Origin of the sequence: Citrobacter sp. wls706 (assembly GCF_005281305.1) — a bacterium.
GTDB lineage: Bacteria > Pseudomonadota > Gammaproteobacteria > Enterobacterales > Enterobacteriaceae > Citrobacter > Citrobacter werkmanii.
In genome coordinates, this window is the sequence record NZ_SZXG01000040.1 from 1 (window position 1) to 19,079 (window position 19,079).

General features: G+C 51.7%; 16 protein-coding genes. 8 read left to right on the forward strand and 8 right to left on the reverse strand.

Annotated features, from left to right (window positions below):
- The first annotated feature begins 161 nt into the window (after nt 1-161).
- Together FDW92_RS20115 and mdtD are read left to right on the forward strand one after the other, a co-directional pair.
- Entirely contained in the window at nt 162-866 is a 705-nt protein-coding gene (locus FDW92_RS20115) for a FadR/GntR family transcriptional regulator (protein ID WP_042311382.1), read from the forward strand.
- A gap of 1 nt (nt 867) precedes the next feature.
- Nucleotides 868-2,295, forward strand: coding sequence for a multidrug transporter subunit MdtD (mdtD, locus tag FDW92_RS20120; RefSeq protein WP_137400692.1), 1,428 nt, complete (start codon nt 868-870; stop codon nt 2,293-2,295).
- Here the strand turns inward: mdtD and rbsR are convergent.
- From rbsR to kup, 7 genes are all read right to left on the reverse strand, one after another.
- Nucleotides 2,261-3,253: a ribose operon transcriptional repressor RbsR gene (gene rbsR / locus FDW92_RS20125; protein ID WP_087857265.1), complete on the reverse strand. Its 993-nt coding sequence runs from the start codon at nt 3,251-3,253 to the stop codon at nt 2,261-2,263. The two genes, mdtD and rbsR, sit on opposite strands and share 35 nt — an antisense overlap.
- Before the next feature lie 3 nt (nt 3,254-3,256).
- On the reverse strand, nt 3,257-4,186 hold the full coding sequence (gene rbsK, locus FDW92_RS20130) for a ribokinase (RefSeq protein ID WP_042311386.1): 930 nt from the start codon (nt 4,184-4,186) through the stop codon (nt 3,257-3,259).
- Nucleotides 4,187-4,326: 140 nt separating this feature from the next.
- Complete coding sequence (gene rbsB / locus FDW92_RS20135) at nt 4,327-5,217, reverse strand: ribose ABC transporter substrate-binding protein RbsB (RefSeq protein ID WP_137400693.1); 891 nt, start codon at nt 5,215-5,217, stop codon at nt 4,327-4,329.
- A gap of 24 nt (nt 5,218-5,241) precedes the next feature.
- Nucleotides 5,242-6,207 carry a ribose ABC transporter permease gene (gene rbsC / locus FDW92_RS20140; RefSeq protein ID WP_003023762.1) on the reverse strand — a complete coding sequence of 322 codons (966 nt, stop codon included), beginning with the start codon at nt 6,205-6,207 and terminating at the stop codon, nt 5,242-5,244.
- 5 nt (nt 6,208-6,212) lie between these two features.
- Nucleotides 6,213-7,718 (reverse strand): ribose ABC transporter ATP-binding protein RbsA, encoded by a 1,506-nt coding sequence (gene rbsA, locus FDW92_RS20145; protein ID WP_016157825.1) that lies wholly within the window; start codon nt 7,716-7,718, stop codon nt 6,213-6,215.
- A 7-nt stretch (nt 7,719-7,725) separates the two neighbouring features.
- Entirely contained in the window at nt 7,726-8,145 is a 420-nt protein-coding gene (gene rbsD, locus FDW92_RS20150; protein WP_038635798.1) for a D-ribose pyranase, read from the reverse strand.
- Between the two features lie 192 nt (nt 8,146-8,337).
- The gene (gene kup, locus FDW92_RS20155) at nt 8,338-10,206 is read right to left on the reverse strand and encodes a low affinity potassium transporter Kup (RefSeq protein WP_042311390.1); all 1,869 of its coding nucleotides are present in this window, start codon (nt 10,204-10,206) and stop codon (nt 8,338-8,340) included.
- A gap of 329 nt (nt 10,207-10,535) precedes the next feature.
- On the opposite strand from kup, the gene ravA reads away from it, so the two are divergent.
- Entirely contained in the window at nt 10,536-12,032 is a 1,497-nt protein-coding gene (gene ravA, locus FDW92_RS20160; RefSeq protein WP_042311392.1) for an ATPase RavA, read from the forward strand.
- A complete protein-coding gene (gene viaA / locus FDW92_RS20165; protein WP_042311394.1) occupies nt 12,026-13,477 on the forward strand; it encodes an ATPase RavA stimulator ViaA in 1,452 nt (483 codons plus the stop codon). Before ravA ends, viaA begins: the two co-directional genes overlap by 7 nt.
- 3 nt (nt 13,478-13,480) lie before the next feature.
- Here viaA and asnA read toward each other — a convergent pair whose 3' ends face one another.
- Complete coding sequence (gene asnA, locus FDW92_RS20170) at nt 13,481-14,473, reverse strand: aspartate--ammonia ligase (RefSeq protein ID WP_042311395.1); 993 nt, start codon at nt 14,471-14,473, stop codon at nt 13,481-13,483.
- A 151-nt stretch (nt 14,474-14,624) separates the two neighbouring features.
- On the opposite strand from asnA, the gene asnC reads away from it, so the two are divergent.
- From asnC to rsmG, 4 genes are all read left to right on the forward strand, one after another.
- Complete coding sequence (gene asnC, locus FDW92_RS20175) at nt 14,625-15,083, forward strand: transcriptional regulator AsnC (RefSeq protein WP_003023780.1); 459 nt, start codon at nt 14,625-14,627, stop codon at nt 15,081-15,083.
- A gap of 88 nt (nt 15,084-15,171) precedes the next feature.
- A complete protein-coding gene (mioC, locus tag FDW92_RS20180) occupies nt 15,172-15,621 on the forward strand; it encodes an FMN-binding protein MioC (RefSeq protein ID WP_042311398.1) in 450 nt (149 codons plus the stop codon).
- Between the two features lie 372 nt (nt 15,622-15,993).
- Nucleotides 15,994-17,883 carry a tRNA uridine-5-carboxymethylaminomethyl(34) synthesis enzyme MnmG gene (mnmG, locus tag FDW92_RS20185; RefSeq protein ID WP_042311400.1) on the forward strand — a complete coding sequence of 630 codons (1,890 nt, stop codon included), beginning with the start codon at nt 15,994-15,996 and terminating at the stop codon, nt 17,881-17,883.
- Nucleotides 17,884-17,985: 102 nt separating this feature from the next.
- Complete coding sequence (gene rsmG, locus FDW92_RS20190; RefSeq protein WP_042311979.1) at nt 17,986-18,609, forward strand: 16S rRNA (guanine(527)-N(7))-methyltransferase RsmG; 624 nt, start codon at nt 17,986-17,988, stop codon at nt 18,607-18,609.
- Nucleotides 18,610-19,079 lie beyond the last annotated feature (470 nt).

The following is a 19,079-nucleotide window of genomic DNA, read 5'->3' on the forward strand; positions in this document are numbered from 1 at the left end:
GGCTGACAAGGGGAAATTTAAAATAACTTTCCGAGTGCGTATTTTTTCACCAAAAACACCATTAACATGCCATAAAATAAGCAATTTGCCGTTTTTGCAGCCGCAATCACACTTCCTGGTGGCATACTAATGAATAAGAAAAAGAGTAAGGAATAACATTCATGCCTTTAAATGCCCAACAGCTAGCCGCACAGAAGAATCTGTCCTACGTTCTGGCCGAAAAGCTAGCCCAGCGAATATTAAAAGGTGAATACGCACCGGGCGCTATCCTGCCCGGTGAAATAGAGCTGGGCGATCAGTTTGGCGTGAGTCGTACCGCAGTAAGAGAAGCGGTAAAAACGTTAACGGCAAAAGGTATGGTATTACCACGCCCGCGTATTGGCACTCGCGTCATGCCTCAGGCAAACTGGAACTTCCTCGACCAGGAGCTGCTTACCTGGTGGATGACGGAAGATAATTTCCCTCAGGTCATAAAACATTTTCTGGTGATGCGTATCAGCCTGGAGCCACAAGCCTGTTTGCTGGCGGCGACTATCGGGACGGCAGAACAGAAAGCGCATCTCAATACACTGATGGAAGAGATGGTCGAGCTGAAAAGAAATTTCCGGCGCGACCGTTGGATAGAAGTTGATATCGCCTGGCATGAGCACATCTATGAAATGAGTGCGAATCCGTTCCTTATCTCCTTTGCATCACTGTTCCATTCCGTCTACCAGACCTACTTTACCTCTATTACCTATAACGATGTGGTGAAGCTGGATTTGCACCAGGCTATTGTCGATGCAATAGAGGATAGCGATGGCGATCGCGCCTTCACCGCCTGTCAGGCATTGCTGATAGCACCGAACGTGCTACCGGATAAATAATATGTCAGAAAAGAAATCTCGCAGTATGGCCGGGCTGCCATGGATAGCAGCCATGGCCTTTTTTATGCAGGCATTAGACGCCACTATCCTCAATACCGCTTTACCCGCAATAGCGCACAGCCTTAACCGCTCTCCACTCGCCATGCAGTCGGCTATTATCAGTTATACCCTGACGGTCGCCATGCTGATCCCGGTGAGTGGATGGCTGGCAGACAGGTTCGGTACCCGACGCGTCTTTATGATTGCCGTGAGCCTGTTTACGCTGGGATCGCTGGCCTGCGCGCTATCCAGTTCCTTAAGTGAACTGGTAGTTTTCCGCGTCATCCAGGGCATCGGCGGCGCGATGATGATGCCTGTTGCCCGTCTGGCTTTATTGCGAGCTTACCCACGCAGCGAACTACTCCCAGTGCTTAACTTCGTGACCATGCCGGGTCTTGTGGGCCCAATTTTAGGTCCGGTATTGGGCGGTGTTCTGGTGACGTGGGCCAGTTGGCACTGGATCTTCCTGATTAGTATTCCCATTGGCGTGGCGGGTATCTTCTATGCACGCAAATATATGCCGAACTTCACCACGCCGCGCCGCGGCTTTGATATGACAGGTTTCTTCCTCTTTGGCCTGAGTCTGGTGTTGTTTTCCAGTGGTGTTGAGCTGTTTGGTGAGAAGCTTGTCGCTACCTGGGTCGCACTCAGCATTATTGTGACCAGTATTCTGTTGCTGCTTGCCTACATTCGTCACGCGCGTCGTCACCCAATGCCGCTTATATCGCTTCCAATATTTAAGACCAGAACCTTTTCCGTCGGGATCGCTGGAAACCTTGCCACGCGTCTGGGTACAGGATGTGTGCCGTTCTTAATGCCGCTGATGCTGCAGGTAGGCTTTGGATATCCGGCGCTAATTGCTGGTTGCATGATGGCGCCAACGGCGCTGGGCTCAATACTGGCAAAATCGATGGTGACACAGGTACTACGCCGACTCGGCTACAGAACGACACTGGTGGGTGTTACGGTGTTTATCGGCCTGATGATTGCGCAATTCGCTTTGCAATCTCCTGCCATGCCGGTCTGGATGTTGATCCTACCGTTGTTTATTTTAGGTATGGCGATGTCCACCCAGTTTACCTCAATGAATACCATCACTCTGGCGGACCTGACCGATGAGAACGCCAGCAGCGGTAACAGCGTGCTGGCCGTTACGCAGCAACTGTCGATCAGTTTAGGGGTCGCTATCAGCGCCGCCGTCCTGCGTATCTATGAAGGCATGGAAGGTACCAATACGGTTGAACAGTTCCATTACACCTTCATAACCATGGGCGCGATCACTATTGTCTCTGCGCTGATGTTTATGCTGCTAAAAGCCAAAGATGGACGTAACCTGATCAAAGATCGGCACAAGCCTAAACCGACCCCCGCGCCATCAAAACAGGAGTAAGTTGCAGGCGTTGCTGCTGCAATGCGGGCTGCGCCATCCGGTGGATTAACACATCGATGGCCAGTTCGCCCAATTCATCTTTGGGTTGATGGATGGTCGTCAGCGGTGGCGTCATATAGCGTGCCAGTTCGATATCATCATAACCCACCACCGCCATATCCTGCGGAATGCGCAATCCTGACTGATACAATGCCTGATACGCGCCGACGGCCATTGCGTCGTTCCCTGTGAAAACGGCCTGCGGTCGCTGTTTATGTGATAACAACGTTTGCATAGCTTCAAAACCACCGCCGAACTCAAAGTCACCAGTGATCTCGTAACCTTCCGGGACCGGCAAGCCCGCTCGCTTCATAGCCGCCCGATATCCTTCCAGACGTAAACGCGCCGGTGTTTTATCCAGCGGCCCGGTAATACAGGCAATGCGGGTAAAACCTTTATCGATAAGATGCTGAGTGGCTAAGTCCCCGCCTAACAGGGAGTTATCCTGAATCAAATCGCTTTCGCCATCAAAGGGCGACCAGTCCATCATCACGGTAGGAATAGAAGGATAGCGTTGCATTATCTCTCTGGAAGGCTGATGTGTTTCCGTGCAGAGCAGCAGCAAGCCATCCACCCGTTTTTGCATCAACGTTTCCAGATTGCGGTTCATGCGCTGTTCATCGCCTTCGGTATTGCATAACACCAGGCTGTAGCCGCGTTCAAAACAGCTACGTTCAACGCCGCGAACCAGCTCGGAATAAAAAGGATTGGTACTGGCAGTGATTAACATGCCGATGGTGCGGGTCTGGTTTAACTTGAGGCTACGCGCCAGCGCGGAAGGCGCGTAGTTAAGCTCTTTAATTGCCGCTTCAACTTTGTCAGTGACAGACTCACTGACAAAGCGATCTTTATTGATGACGTGAGAAACCGTCGACGTAGAAACACCCGCCAGGCGGGCGACGTCCTTCATTGTAGCCAAGCGTTACCTCTGTTGACTTAAAAACGCTTCTATTTCTTCGCGCCATGGAACGGAAGGCTGCGCACCTTTACGGGTGACCGCAATCGCCGCAGCTGCATGGGCAAAACGGATCGCTTCAGGCAGCGGTGTCTCTTCCAGTAACGCTGTAATTAATGCGCCGTTAAAGGTATCCCCGGCAGCGATGGTATCAACGGCGTCCACTTTAAAACCAGGCACTCGATGACCTTCACCATTCACGCTGGCCCACACTCCGCGACTACCTAAAGTAATCAGTACAGTATGGATCCCTTTCGCGTGTAATGCCTGCGCTGCTTTGGCCGCATCTTCATCGTTTTCTACCCGGATCCCCGTCAGCTTCTCAGCCTCGGTTTCATTCGGGGTAATAATATCCACCAGCGCCAACAGCTCGTCAGAAAGTTCACGCGCCGGAGCCGGGTTAAGGGCGACCGTAGTCTTATTTTGCTGGGCAATTTTTGCCGCAGCCAGCACGCTTTCGATCGGCGACTCTAACTGCATCAGTAAGGCGGAGGCCTGCGCAATGCGATCGCGCTGTGCTTCCACCAGCGCAGGAGAAAGGGCTGCGTTTGCACCGGCGTGAATGCCAATGACGTTCTCGCCATCACCATTAACAAAAATCAGTGCCACACCGGTCGATTCCCCCGAAATGACGCTGATCGGCGCAATATCGATATTATCTTTGGCCAACTGTTTACGCACACTTTCGCCAATATCGTCATCCCCCGTACAGGCAATGAACGCGATGTTCGCGCCACTACGACCCGCAGCAACAGCCTGATTAGCGCCTTTTCCGCCAAATGCGACCTGATAATGGCTACCGGTTACGGTTTCACCAGGCGTTGGGAAAGATTTAAGGTTGAGGATGTGATCGGCATTGATGCTGCCAAGAACGACGAGGTTGCCTGCGGTTTTCATGTTCGGAGTGTCCAGTAAAGTGCGCCACCGGGTTAGGGTGGCGCGTGCCCTGCTTTTCTTTTTACGCTTTCATCCTTAGAACCAGGCCCAGGGATGGCGTATTTATGTCTCCATCAGGCCGCGAGCGACCTGAATCGGTATTACTGCTTGATGACCAGCTTCAGATCAACCGGATATTTAGCCTGAACCTTCTCGCCTTTCAGAACCTTATCCGCAGTTTCCACGCCTTTCACGCCGATCTGATCCGGCAACTGAGCAATGGTCGCAGCCAGTTTGCCATCATTTACTGCTTTTTCGCCATCTGGCGTGCCGTCAAATCCAACCACCATCACATCAGATTTACCTGCGGTTTGCAGTGCGCGCAGCGCACCCAGCGCCATTTCATCGTTCTGGGCAAATACGGCCTGCACGTCAGGATGCGCGGTCAGCAGGTTCTGCATGACGTTCAGACCTTTGGTGCGGTCGAAGTCTGCCGGCTGGCTGGCCAGTACGTTAAATTTGTGTGCCGCAACGGCCTGCTGGAAACCTTCGCCACGCTCACGCGCCGCTGAAGTACCGGCAATCCCCTGCAGTTCGATAACCTTCGCGCCTTCACCTGCTTTCTTCGCGATGTAATCCCCCGCAATTTTACCGCCCAGCACGTTATCAGACGCAATGTGGCTCACCACATCACCTTTTGTAGCCTGACGATCCAGGGTAATAACCGGGATCTTCGCCTGGTTAGCCATCTTCACGGCGTTACCCACGGCATCAGAGTCAGTCGGGTTAATCAGCAGAATTTTAGTTCCACGAACCGTTAAGTCCTGAACGTTAGCCAGCTCTTTCGCCGGGTTGTTCTGTGAATCCAGAATCACCAGGTTATAGCCCAGTTTATCGGCCTCTTTTTGCGCGCCATCCTTCAGCGACACAAAGAACGGGTTATTGAGGGTGGAGACCACCAGCGCAATGGTATCTTTCGCCATCGCATTCGCGCTCACGGTGGCGCTCAGCGCAACAGCAGAAACCAGGGTAGCCAGTTTTTTCATGTTCATATTTAAGATGTCCTGTAATCGTTGTTACTGCTTTTTGTTGTCTACCAGTACCGCCAGCAAAATCACCACCGCTTTGACGATCATCTGGTAATAGGAGGATACACCTAACAAATTCAAACCATTATTGAGGAAACCAAGAATCAATGCGCCGATCAGCGTCCCAACAATACGTCCTTTACCGCCCGCCAGGCTGGTACCGCCTAACACCACCGCAGCGATAGCATCCAGCTCATAGCCAGTACCTGCCGTCGGCTGCGCAGAGGAGAGGCGAGCCACTTCAATGATACCCGCCAGCGATGCCAGCAGACCGCACAGGGAGTAAACGATAATTTTGATTTTACTCACGCTGATACCGGACAAACGCGTCGCCGCTTCGTTACCGCCCAACGCGTAGATATAACGACCCAGACGCGTATGATGCAGCATGTACCACGCCGCCAGGAAGACAATCCCCATGATCCACACAGGCGTAGGGACGCCTAACGGACGACCAATACCAAACCAACCAAACAGATCGGCATTGTCAGTAAACCCGGTATTTACCGGACTGCCGTTGGTGTACACCATGGTCACACCACGCAGTAGCAGCATCATCACCAGCGTGGCGATAAACGCCTGCACGCGGCCTTTCGCGACAATGACCCCGGTTACTGCGCCAATGGCAGCGCCGAGCGCCAGAGCAGCGGCAACGGCTACCAGCGCATTGACTTCAATACCGACAATGGACGCTGCAACCGCACCGGTAAGCGCCAGCAAGGAACCGACGGACAGATCGATACCCGACGTCAGGATGACCAGCGTCATGCCGACGGCCATGATGGCGTTTACCGACGTTTGCTGGAGAATGTTGAACAGGTTATTAACGGTAAAAAAGTTGGGGCTCATGGTGGAAACAATCGCGATCAGCACTAACAGAGCGATGAGCGACTTTTGCTCCAGAAGCCATGCTTTAGTGAAATAACGGCGACCAGAAACAGCCTGGGTAGTCATCTTTTTTACTCCTGATTCACGCGATTAAGCTTGCCCACAGCGGCAGCCATTAATACTTCCTGAGTGGCCTGCTCGCGAGTGAACTCACCGCCGAGATGCCCTTCATGCATAACGATAATACGATCGCTCATGCCCAATACTTCTGGCATCTCAGAGGAGACCAGAATGATGCTCAGCCCATCGGCCTTAAACTGGTTGATAAGCTGATAAATTTCTTTCTTAGCCCCAACGTCGACGCCGCGCGTTGGCTCATCGAGGATCAGGACCTTTGGTCGGGTCATCAGACCGCGCGCAATGGCCACTTTCTGCTGATTACCGCCTGAGAGCAGGCCGATAGCCTGTTCCATCGATGGCGTTTTAACATTGAACAGACGAATAAAATCACCTACCGCCTGCTGCTCATCTTTATGCTTCAGGCTTCCACCGGCGCGGCTGAAATAGCGCAGCGCGGTCAGTGACATATTCTCTTTCACCGACATGCCCAGCACTAAGCCATCACGTTTACGGTCTTCAGAAATATAGACGATGCCGTTTGCAAGGCCATCTTGTGGCGAACGGGTGACAACTTCATGCCCATCAAGCGTGACGTAGCCGCTGGTGCGCGGCAATGCGCCATACAACACTTTCATCAGCTCGGTACGTCCGGCGCCCATCAGCCCCGATACGCCAAGGATCTCGCCTTTACGCAGCGTGAACGAAACATCGTTTACCCCAGGGCCGCACAGATTATCAACCTTCAGACGGATATCACCCGGCGCTTTTTCCAGACGCGGGTACTGATCTTCCAGCTTACGTCCCACCATCATTTCAATCAGCGAGTCTTCGGTCAGCGTTGCGACTTCACGCTCGGCAATAAACTGCCCGTCACGGAAGACGGTCACGTCATCACAGATTTCGAAGATCTCTTTCATACGGTGGGAGATATAGACAATGCCGCGCCCCTGCGATTTCAGCTCGCGGATAACTCGGAACAGAGATTCGGTTTCGGTATCGGTGAGCGCATCCGTCGGCTCATCCATAATGATGACCTTCGATTCAAAGCTCAGCACTTTAGCAATTTCGACCATTTGCTGATCGCCAATCGACAGCTCACCGACCAGCCTGTCGCTTTTAAAGCGTAGATTGAGTTTGGCGAGCAGCAGATCGGCTTCGGCGTACATCTTCTTCCAGTCAATTTTGCCAAAGCGATTCACAAACTCACGGCCAAGAAAAATGTTCTCAGCGATAGTGAGTTGCGGGATCAAGTTAAGTTCCTGGTGGATGATACCAATGCCGGCTTCCTGAGAGGATTTTGGACCGTTAAAGGTGGTCTCTTTCCCCAGCCACAATAAAGAGCCAGCATCACGGGTGTAGATCCCGGTCAGCACTTTCATCATGGTAGATTTGCCCGCGCCGTTTTCGCCCACCAGCGCCATTACGCGGCCTGGATAGACATTCAGCGCAGCGCCGGATAGCGCTTTTACGCCCGGGAACGCTTTATCGATCCCTTTGAGTTGCAGTAATGCGTTCATGATGGCCTCAGAACGTGACGCCAGCACAGAGAATAATATTCGCATACGGAGAACACTCTCCGCTGCGAATTACCGCCTGACTGTCTGCGGTTTGTTTTTTGAATTGTTCATGCGTGGTGTAACGAATTTCTATGGTGTTTCCCTGGTGTTGTTGCAGTTGCTCAATGTGGCTGAGCAACGTTTCGTGGAGTTGCGGATTATGTTGTTTAATTTCCGTCGCGAGAATGGCCGCCTCGACCTGCATTTCACGTGTAACCACATCCAGTACCTGCATAAAAGAAGGTACGCCCTGGGTTAATGCCATATCAATACGCGTTGTGCTGTTCGGGATGGGTAAACCTGCATCACACACCACCAGCGTATCGGTATGCCCCAGACGGGAGATCACCGTTGAAATTTCAGAGTTGAGTACCGTGCCTTTCTTCATTTTCTTTCCCCACTAGCGAAACGTTTCGCTGACGATAAGTGTAGTGCGAAGAGTGGACAGAAAACCACCGCGACGTTACGAAAATGTGATCGCCATCGAAACGTTTCGCAAGGATTATCATTCGATGAAATGAAAACTGGGAGGGACAAAACAAAACGCCCCCTTTCGTGATGAAAGAGGGCGTCGATTACCTTAAATCTCTACCTGAGTACCGAGCTCAATAACCCGATTTGGCGGGATTTCAAACTGGTCCGGCGCGCGCAGCGCATTGCGCTGGAGCAGCAGATATAGCTTGCCGCGCAGACGCAAATACCATGGTCGTTTGCCGACAATCAGCGACTCGTGCGACATAAAGAAAGAGGTTTCCATCATTCGACAGCTTAAGCCTTCCAGACCGCAGCGATGGAACACTTCCTCAACGTTCGGCGTTTCACGCCAGCCGTAGCTGGCCACTACGCGCCAGAAGGTGGGCGATAACTGCTCAATCTGCACCCTACGCACGTTGTGCACGTATGGCGCATCTTCCGTACGCAGCGTCAGCAGAATCACACGTTCATGCAGCACCTTGTTATGCTTGAGGTTATGCAGAAGCGCAAACGGGATGACGTTCAGCGCACGCGACATATATACCGCCGTTCCCGGCACGCGTACCGGTGGGGATTTCTCCAGAGAGGCAATCATCGCCTCCAGAGAGTTGCCGTGCTCATGCATGCGACGCAGCAGACGGAAACGTTCGCTTTTCCACGTGGTCATGATGGTGAACATCACCAGACCCAGCGTCAGCGGCAGCCAACCGCCGGAAATCAGTTTATCGAGGTTCGCGGAGAACAGCGGAACATCGACGCATAAGAACGCCACCAGGATCAGGAAAACGAAATATTTATTCCAGTGCCAGTTTTTGCGCGCCACGGTGGTAGACAGAATAGACGTCAGTACCATTGTTCCCGTTACCGCAATCCCGTACGCCGCGGCCAGATTACTGGAGTGTTCAAAGCTCACAATCACGATAACTACCGCAAAATAGAGCATCCAGTTAACGAAGGGGATGTAGATCTGACCCGATTCCATTTCCGAAGTATGAATGATCCGCATCGGCGACAAATACCCCAGACGCACGGCCTGACGCGTCAGCGAGAAGACACCGGAAATAACCGCCTGCGAAGCGATAACCGTTGCCAGTGCGGCGAGGATCAGGAGTGGAATTAATGCCCAGTCCGGCGCCAGCAGGAAAAACGGGTTTTTGATCGCTTCAGGATGCTTTAACAGCAACGCGCCCTGCCCAAAATAGTTCAGTACCAGCGAAGGCAATACCACGGAGAACCACGCCAGACGAATCGGCAATTTACCGAAGTGGCCCATATCCGCATACAGCGCTTCAACACCGGTAATCGATAGCACCACCGCACCCAGCGCTATAAAGGACAGCGTTTTGAATTCGAGGAAGAAATGCACCGCCCAATACGGATTGAGCGCCTGCAGTACCTCCGGATTACCAATAATACTGCGCACGCCTAATACCGCGAGCGTCAGGAACCACAGCAGCATAATCGGCGCAAACAGTTTACCAACCATGCCGGTACCGTGTTTTTGAATCATAAACAGCAGGGTCAGCACGATAATCGAGAGCGGAACAATCCAGGTATCCAGTTGCGGAGCAACGATCTCCAGACCTTCAATCGCCGACATCACTGAAATGGCTGGCGTAATCACCACTTCACCATAGAAGAAGCTGCCGCCAATCAACCCCATGATAACCAGCATCGAGGTTGTTCGTGCCGAGGTATTGCGCCCGGCCAATGACATCAACGTCAGGATCCCACCTTCCCCGGCGTTATCCGCACGCATGACAAACGTCAGATATTTAATGGAGACAACAAAGATCAGCAGCCAGAAAATCAGCGAGAGAAAACCAAACACAGCATCACGTTCAACGCCAAAACCAAACTGGCCAGACAAACATTCACGAAGCGTATAAAGTGGGCTGGTACCAATATCACCGTAGACAACCCCAATGGCCGCAAGGGTAATCGCAGACAATGATTGTTTATTATCAGTGCTCATAGACTCGTCTTTCGTTTATACACATCATCACTCAAGCCACTCCGTGTGGGCTGCATTCGTTATTCCCCCCATCCCAGAAGAAAACTCCATTGCCGCCTTGGTGCAGTATGATTGATATGGTGTATATATAAGAAATGTGTGCGTCGTCCCTTGGCCCACAAAAAGGCGCACAGTATGCACGATTAATCATAAAATCGTACCCCTAAATGAGACCAGATTAATCTGGCTCAAAGAAAAATAAGCGCACCTTCAGTCTATTACTGCACTGGTGTGAAGCATCTATACTCGCAGTTTACGCAGTACATTTGGCGAAAGGACGCCACTTCATTATGGCTCACCCACATTTATTAGCGGAAAGAATTTCCCGTCTGAGCAATGCGCTGGAAAAGGGACTTTATGAACGTAGCCACGCCATTCGCCTTTGCCTGCTGGCTGCTCTAAGCGGCGAGAGCGTATTCTTATTAGGTCCTCCAGGGATCGCAAAAAGCTTAATCGCCCGTCGACTGAAGTTCGCCTTTCAAAACGCCCGTGCTTTCGAATATCTGATGACGCGCTTCTCTACGCCAGAAGAGGTGTTTGGCCCACTGTCAATCCAGGCGCTGAAAGACGAAGGTCGCTATGAACGCTTAACGGCGGGCTACTTACCCGAAGCTGAAATTGTCTTTCTCGATGAAATCTGGAAAGCAGGCCCGGCCATTCTCAACACCCTGCTGACCGCCATTAACGAACGGCATTTTCGTAACGGCGCGCATGAAGAGAAAATCCCGATGCGTCTGCTGGTGGCCGCCTCCAACGAACTGCCTGAAGCAGACAGCAGTCTGGAAGCCCTGTATGACCGTATGCTCATCCGCCTGTGGCTGGATAAAGTTCAGGACAAGGCCAACTTCCGCTCCATGCTGTTAAGCCAGCAGGATGAAAGTGACAACCCGGTTCCGACGTCGTTACAGGTGACGGATGAAGAGTATTACCAGTGGCAAAAGGACATTGGCGCCATCAAGCTGCCCGATCGCGTCTTTGAGCTTATTTTCACGCTGCGCCAGCAGTTAGACGCATTACCGAATGCCCCTTATGTCTCCGATCGTCGCTGGAAAAAAGCTATCCGCTTACTTCAGGCCAGCGCCTTCTTCAGCGGACGTGATGCGGTTGTGCCTATCGACCTGATCCTGCTGAAAGATTGCTTGTGGTACGACGCGCAAAGCCTGAATCTGATGCAACAGCAGCTCGAAATTTTGATGACCGGACACGCCTGGCAGCAGCAAGCCATGCTGACGCGTCTGGCCAGCATTGTGCAGCGCCGCATCCAGCTCCAGCAGCAGCAAAGCGACAAAACGGCATTCACGGTGATCCGTCAGGGTGGCATGTTCAGCCGTCGTCCTCATTATGATTTACCCCCGGAAGCCACATCTTCAGTCGTAACATTACTGCTGCAAAAGCCTTTAAAGCTGCATGATATGGAAGTTATCCATATTGCTTTTGAACGTAGTGCGCTGGAAATGTGGCTGACCAAAGGCGGTGAGATCCGCGGAAAATTAAACGGGATCGGCTTCGCCCAAACGCTGAACATGGAAGTCGATAGCGCACAGCATCTGGTTGTGCGCGACGTCAGTTTGCAAGGCTCTCGTCTGGCGCTGCCCGGCGCATCGCAAGAGAGTATGCCTGATGAGATAAAACAGCAGCTTGAAGCACTTGATAACGAGTGGCACCAGCAGCACAGCGCATTCAGCGACCAGCAAAAATGTCTGTTTATTCATAGCGACTGGTTAGCCCGCATTGAGGCCAGCCTGCAGGATGTCGGGGCACAAATCCGCCAGGCGCAACAATGCTAACCCTTGATACGCTCAATATCATGCTGGCAGTCAGTGAAGAGGCGATGATCGAAGAGATGATCGTCGCCCTGCTGGCTTCTCCAAAGATGGTGGTGTTTTTTAAAAAGTTTCCTCGCCTTAAAAAAGCGATTACTGACGATATCCCCCGTTGGCGTGAATCATTGCGCAGTCGTCTCAAAGATACCCATGTACCGCCGGAGTTGATGGAAGAGGTCATTTGTTACCAACAAAGCCAGCTCCTCTCACATGCGCAGTTTATAGTCCAGCTCCCGCAAATATTGGCGCTATTACACCGCCTCCATTCGCCGTGGGCCGGGCAAGCTCAGCAACTGGTTGATGACAACAGTACCTTTACGCCCGCCCTGCATACGCTTTTTCTCCAGCGCTGGCGCCTGAGTCTGGTAGTGCAAACCACAACGCTAAATCAGCAACTGCTGGAAGATGAGCGTGAACATTTACTTAGTGAAGTCCAGGAGCGGATGACTCTCAGCGGGCAACTGGAACCCGTTCTGGCAGAAAACGACAACGCCGCAGGCCGGTTATGGGATATGAGCGCAGGTCAAATCAAGCGCGGCGATTATCAACTGATGGTGAAATATGGCGAATTCCTGACGCAACAACCCGAACTCCAGCGTCTGGCTGAACAGTTAGGCCGTTCCAGAGAAGCGAAATCAGTGCCGCGTAAAGATGCGCCCATGGAGACCTTCCGTACCCTTGTGCGGGAACCCGCCACCGTCCCGGAACAGGTGGATGGCATCCAGCAAAGCGATGACATCCTGCGCCTGTTGCCGCCGGAACTGGCCACACTGGGTATTACTGAACTGGAATACGAATTCTACCGACGGCTGGTGGAAAAGCAGCTGTTGACCTATCGTCTGCACGGCGAGGCATGGCGCGAGAAAGTAACGGAACGTCCGGTGGTGCATCAGGATTTTGATGAGCAGCCGCGCGGACCTTTTATTGTTTGCGTAGATACGTCTGGATCAATGGGCGGGTTTAATGAGCAGTGTGCGAAAGCCTTTTGCCTGGCGCTAATGCGCGTCGCCCTGGCCGATAACCGGCGCTGTTTCATTATGCTGTTTTCAACAGAAGTGGTCCGCTATGAGCTGTCTGGCCCGGAAGGTATTGAACAAGCGATCCGTTTTTTAAGCCAGCGTTTTCGCGGCGGTACCGATATTGCCAGCTGCTTTCGCGCCATTATTGAGCGCATGCAGGGCCGGGAATGGTTTGATGCCGATGCGGTGGTGATCTCTGATTTTATCGCTCAGCGATTGCCCGATGAGGTCGTCAATAAAGTGGGGGAATTACAGCGATTGCACCAGCATCGTTTTCATGCGGTGGCGATGTCAGCACACGGCAAACCCGGCATCATGCGCATTTTCGATCATATCTGGCGCTTTGATACCGGGATGCGAAGCCGCCTGCTCAGACGCTGGCGGCGTTAATTCTTACAACAGGGAAGAAACGCTTTCACGTACCTGTGCCGGCCATACACCACACTGAACCTGACCGATATGTGGTAATTGCAACAATAGCATGGTCAGACGCGACTGCCCAATCCCGCCGCCAATTGTCTGTGGCATTTCACCGCGCAGCAGCGCCTGGTGCCATTCCAGACTCAGGCGATCTTCATCACCGGTCAAAGAAAGCTGGTGTTTCAGGGTGTCGGCATCCACACGGATCCCCATAGAAGACAGTTCAAACGCATCTTCCAGAACCGGGTTCCACACCAGAATATCACCGTTCAGCCCGGCATGACCCAGCTCGGAGGACGAACTCCAGTCGTCATAATCCGGTGCGCGTACATCATGACGGTGACCGTCACTGAGCTTGCCGCCGATCCCTACCAGGAATACTGCGCCCAGTTCTTTTGCGATCGCACGTTCACGACCTTTCGCGTCAAGATCTGGATAACGAGATAACAGCTCCTGGCTATGAACAAAGTGGATCTGCTCTGGCAGGAACGGTGCCAGACCAAACTCTTTGCTAACCGCAGCCTCGGTGGCCTTAATTCCCGCCCAGATAGCCTCTACCGTGCTTTTCAGAGTGGAGAATTGACGCTCACCGTCGCCCATCACGCGCTCCCAGTCCCACTGGTCAACATACACTGAGTGCAGTGGGGAGAGGCGATCTTCATCGGGACGCAGGGCCTTCATGTGCGTGTACAGCCCTTCGCCTGCGCTAAAGTCGTGTTGTCCTAACGTTTGACGCTTCCACTTCGCCAGTGAATGAACCACTTCGAATTGAGCGTCTGGCAATGCTTTAACCTTCACCTGCACCGCTTTTTCACAGCCAGACAAGTTATCCTGCGTGCCATCTCCTACGCGGCTGAGGATCGGAGCCTGAACTTCGATCAGACCTAAACGCTCTTCCAGCTGGCGAGAAAAATGAGATTTTACGAAGCTAATTTGACGTTGTTTGGCAATGTAAGCGGTTTTCATTATGTGTACTCCTGTGTCCTGTTGCCTATGATTAAGCAACAGAATGGAGGTAATATTCAATAATCAACAAACAAAAAGCCAACTTCGATTTTGATTCGTTAAAATTAGCGTCTAAAATAGAAGGAATCATTAATCTACATAAGAAAAACCTATGGAAAATTATCAGATCGACAATCTGGACCGCGGCATTCTTGATGCCCTGATGGAAAATGCCCGCACCGCCTACGCCGAATTGGCCAAACAGTTTGGCGTTAGTCCGGGGACAATTCACGTTCGCGTAGAGAAGATGAAGCAGGCCGGGATCATCACCGGTGCGCGTATTGATGTCAGTCCCAAACAATTGGGTTATGACGTCGGCTGCTTTATCGGCATCATCCTGAAAAGCGCGAAGGACTATCCGTCAGCGCTGGCCAGGCTGGAAAGTCTTGATGAAGTGACCGAAGCGTATTACACCACCGGACACTACAGCATCTTTATTAAGGTGATGTGCAAGTCGATCGACGCGCTGCAACAGGTACTTATCAACAAGATCCAAACAATTGATGAAATTCAGTCCACTGAAACCCTGATCGTCCTGCAGAACCCGATCATGCGTACCATCAAGCCGTGATCGTTTTTTTTAATCCCACATTTTTCCACAGGTAGATCCCAGCTCGCTCACAGCGTACAATGCGCCTTCTTTATAAAGGTGGGCGAGCATGGCAGACATCACTCTTATCAGCGGCAGCACGCTTGGCAGTGCGGAATATGTAGCAGAACATCTGGCAGAAAAGCTGGACGACGCCGGTTTTTCCAGCGAAATACTGCACGGCCCAATGCTGGATGAGGTTCCGGCTGAAGGGATCTGGCTGGTGATCAGCTCCACACACGGTGCCGGAGACATTCCTGACAACCTGCAACCTTTATATGAAGCATTACGCGAGCAAAAACCGGACCTGTCACAAGTACACTTCGGCGCAATCGGCATCGGCAGTCGTGAATATGACACCTTTTGCGGCGCAATCGACAAGCTGGAAGCAGAACTGAAAGCCTGTGGGGCAAAACAGATCGGCGAAACGCTGAAGATCAACGTGCTGGAACATGAAATTCCGGAAGATCCGGCTGAAATTTGGTTGGGATCCTGGTATCCATTGCTCAGAGATTTGTAAAGATCGCACTTTTTTATGTGGATAACTCTGGTTAAAAGCTTGGATCAACCGGTAGTTATCCAAAGAATAACGGCTGTTCAGTTTTTGAGTTGTGTATAACCCTTCATTCTGATCCCAGCTTATACGGACCAGGATCACCGATCATTCACAGCTAATGATCCTCAGCAACCTGTTGATCTTATTCAAAGGATCGCTCTTATCCACAGAGAGTGGCGATCCTAATAAGAGATCACAATAAAACAGATCTCTAAGTAAAAAGATCTTCTTTTTAATACCCAGGATCCCAGGTCTTTCTCGATCGACTAAAGTTGAGTAGAATCCACGGCCCGGGCTTCAATCCATTTTCACACCGCGTTATGCGAGGCAATTACCATGTTTTATCAGGATCCTTTTGACGTCATCATCATTGGCGGGGGTCATGCAGGCACCGAAGCCGCAATGGCCGCGGCGCGAATGGGACAACAAACCCTGCTTTTGACACACAATATCGATACTCTGGGGCAGATGAGCTGCAACCCGGCGATTGGCGGTATTGGGAAGGGACACCTGGTAAAAGAAGTGGATGCGCTTGGTGGATTGATGGCAAAAGCGATCGACCATGCCGGCATTCAGTTTAGGATACTAAACGCAAGCAAAGGGCCAGCCGTTCGCGCTACCCGAGCTCAGGCCGATCGTGTGCTTTATCGTCAGGCGGTACGCACCGCGCTGGAGAATCAACCCAACCTGATGATCTTCCAGCAGGCGGTTGAAGATCTGATTGTTGAAAACGATCGTGTTGTGGGTGCGGTAACCCAAATGGGACTGAAGTTCCGTGCCAAAGCGGTCGTATTAACCGTGGGGACTTTCCTCGACGGAAAAATTCATATTGGTCTGGACAACTACAGCGGCGGCCGTGCTGGCGATCCGCCGTCTATTCCGCTGTCACGCCGTCTGCGTGAACTGCCGCTGCGCGTCAGCCGCCTGAAAACCGGTACGCCGCCGCGTATTGATGCACGCACGATTGATTTCAGCGTTCTGGGTCAGCAAAACAGCGACAACCCAATGCCGGTCTTCTCATTCCTGGGCGACGCTTCTCAGCATCCGCGCCAGATGCCGTGCTACATCACGCATACCAATGAGAAAACCCATGACGTGATCCGCAATAACCTCGATCGTAGCCCAATGTACGCTGGCGTGATCGAAGGTATTGGCCCGCGCTACTGCCCGTCGATCGAAGACAAAGTAATGCGCTTTGCCGATCGCAACCAGCATCAGATCTTCCTCGAACCGGAAGGACTAACTTCTAACGAAATTTATCCGAACGGTATATCCACCAGCCTGCCGTTCGATGTGCAGATGCAAATTGTTCGTTCAATGGAAGGGATGGAAAACGCGAAAATCGTCCGTCCTGGCTATGCGATTGAGTACGATTTCTTCGATCCGCGCGACCTGAAACCGACGCTGGAAAGCAAATTCATCCGCGGTCTGTTCTTTGCTGGCCAGATCAACGGTACAACCGGTTACGAAGAAGCCGCCGCGCAAGGCATGCTGGCAGGTCTCAACGCCGCACGCTTGTCTGCTGAGAAAGACGGCTGGGCGCCGCGTCGCGATCAGGCTTACCTTGGCGTGCTGGTTGACGATCTCTGCACCCTGGGAACCAAAGAACCGTACCGCATGTTTACCTCACGCGCTGAATATCGCTTGATGCTGCGTGAAGATAACGCCGACCTGCGTCTGACCGAAATTGGCCGTGAACTCGGTCTGGTGGACGATGAGCGTTGGGCTCGCTTCAACGAGAAGCTGGAGCGCATCGAACAGGAACGCCAGCGTCTCAAATCAACCTGGGTAAACCCATTAGCGGAATCTGCAGCAGAAGTGAACGCTCACCTGGCAACACCTTTATCTCGTGAGGCCAGCGGTGAGGATCTGTTGCGTCGCCCGGATATGACCTATGCTCAGTTGACCTCTTTATCTGCATTCGCACCGGCGCTTGACGATGCTCAGGCCGCAGAACAGGTTGAGATTCAGGTGAAATACGAAGGGTATATCGCTCGTCAGCAGGAAGAAATCGAAAGACAACAGCGTAATGAGAATACCCTGTTGCCTGCAACGCTGGATTATCGCCAGGTCTCGGGCTTGTCGAATGAAGTCATCGCCAAACTGAACGATCACAAACCGGTATCGATCGGCCAGGCATCGCGCATTTCTGGCGTAACGCCTGCCGCCATTTCCATTCTGCTGGTATGGCTGAAAAAACAAGGCATGCTGCGTCGCAGCGCTTGATAACACTAATTTGGCGGGGGCGCTTCGCTTACCCGCCCTACAAATTTGTAGGCCCGATAAGCGAAAGCGCATCGGGCATTTGATTATTAACAGGTAATGACCGTGCTCAACAAACTCTCTCGTCTTCTGGCTGATGCCGGTATTTCTCTTACCGATCACCAGAAAAATCAGCTGATTGCGTATGTCGATATGCTGCATAAATGGAATAAAGCATACAACCTGACGTCGGTGCGGGATCCCAACGAAATGTTGGTGCGCCATATTCTGGACAGCATTGTTGTTGCGCCTTATCTGAAGGGCGAGCGCTTTATTGATGTTGGCACGGGACCGGGTCTGCCGGGAATTCCACTCTCTATCGTGCGGCCTGAAGCGCATTTCACACTGTTGGATAGCCTGGGAAAACGGGTCCGTTTCTTACGTCAGGTGCAGCATGAGCTTGGCCTTACTAACATCACGCCTGTGCAAAGTCGGGTTGAAGAATTTCCTTCAGAGCCGCCATTTGATGGGGTGATTAGCCGTGCTTTCGCGTCCCTCAATGATATGGTGAGCTGGTGTCATCACTTGCCTGGCCAGAACGGACGCTTTTATGCACTCAAAGGGCAGTTGCCTGAAGATGAAATAGCCTCGTTGCCTGCAGAATTTTGCGTCGAGTCAGTTGAAAAATTGCGCGTTCCGCAACTGGATGGCGAACGTCATTTGGTGGTTATTAAGCCAAACAAAATTTAATTTTTATCAAAAAAAATAGAGAAAAAACGTCTATTCAGGTGTTAAAAGTTATAGAGGGTAGTGTGGCGAAATGCTGTCACATTTCACCTCTACCTTACGGTTTTGCATCATAACTATAACGTACCGTTTTTTGTTAAAAGCGAAACAAGTCAACTGTGAAAATATCAGTCTGCTAAAAATAGAACCTAAGAACCACCGCTTGTGTTAATTTTTTATTATAAATGTCAATCAGTGGTTCTTTTGTTGTTAGGCGTTGTTTTTGAAATAGTGTCGCTTTTTACGCTTAAATATCAAAAAGATGAAATGGCACCATTTGCCACGTAAATAAATTATGCGAAGGGGAATATGTTCAATATGTGATCTGGTGCACGCTTTAACGCCAGTGTTTTCGCGGCATTTGCAGTTTTGCATGATCGTTCACAGTTTGCCAAAAAGTAATAAATGTGGCGCAGCGAAAAATATTTAAACAT

Excerpts from the sequence above, each read along its gene's own strand:
- rbsC (WP_003023762.1), bottom strand. The coding sequence starts at position 6,207 with ATGACTACCCAGGCTGTTTCTGGTCGCCGTTATTTCACTAAAGCATGG.
- FDW92_RS20115 (WP_042311382.1), top strand. The coding sequence starts at position 162 with ATGCCTTTAAATGCCCAACAGCTAGCCGCACAGAAGAATCTGTCCTAC.
- rbsB (WP_137400693.1), bottom strand. The coding sequence starts at position 5,217 with ATGAACATGAAAAAACTGGCTACCCTGGTTTCTGCTGTTGCGCTGAGC.
- mioC (WP_042311398.1), top strand. The coding sequence starts at position 15,172 with ATGGCAGACATCACTCTTATCAGCGGCAGCACGCTTGGCAGTGCGGAA.
- rbsK (WP_042311386.1), bottom strand. The coding sequence starts at position 4,186 with ATGAAAACCGCAGGCAACCTCGTCGTTCTTGGCAGCATCAATGCCGAT.
- asnA (WP_042311395.1), bottom strand. The coding sequence starts at position 14,473 with ATGAAAACCGCTTACATTGCCAAACAACGTCAAATTAGCTTCGTAAAA.
- asnC (WP_003023780.1), top strand. The coding sequence starts at position 14,625 with ATGGAAAATTATCAGATCGACAATCTGGACCGCGGCATTCTTGATGCC.
- viaA (WP_042311394.1), top strand. The coding sequence starts at position 12,026 with ATGCTAACCCTTGATACGCTCAATATCATGCTGGCAGTCAGTGAAGAG.
- mdtD (WP_137400692.1), top strand. The coding sequence starts at position 868 with ATGTCAGAAAAGAAATCTCGCAGTATGGCCGGGCTGCCATGGATAGCA.
- mnmG (WP_042311400.1), top strand. The coding sequence starts at position 15,994 with ATGTTTTATCAGGATCCTTTTGACGTCATCATCATTGGCGGGGGTCAT.
- rbsD (WP_038635798.1), bottom strand. The coding sequence starts at position 8,145 with ATGAAGAAAGGCACGGTACTCAACTCTGAAATTTCAACGGTGATCTCC.
- rbsA (WP_016157825.1), bottom strand. The coding sequence starts at position 7,718 with ATGAACGCATTACTGCAACTCAAAGGGATCGATAAAGCGTTCCCGGGC.
- ravA (WP_042311392.1), top strand. The coding sequence starts at position 10,536 with ATGGCTCACCCACATTTATTAGCGGAAAGAATTTCCCGTCTGAGCAAT.
- kup (WP_042311390.1), bottom strand. The coding sequence starts at position 10,206 with ATGAGCACTGATAATAAACAATCATTGTCTGCGATTACCCTTGCGGCC.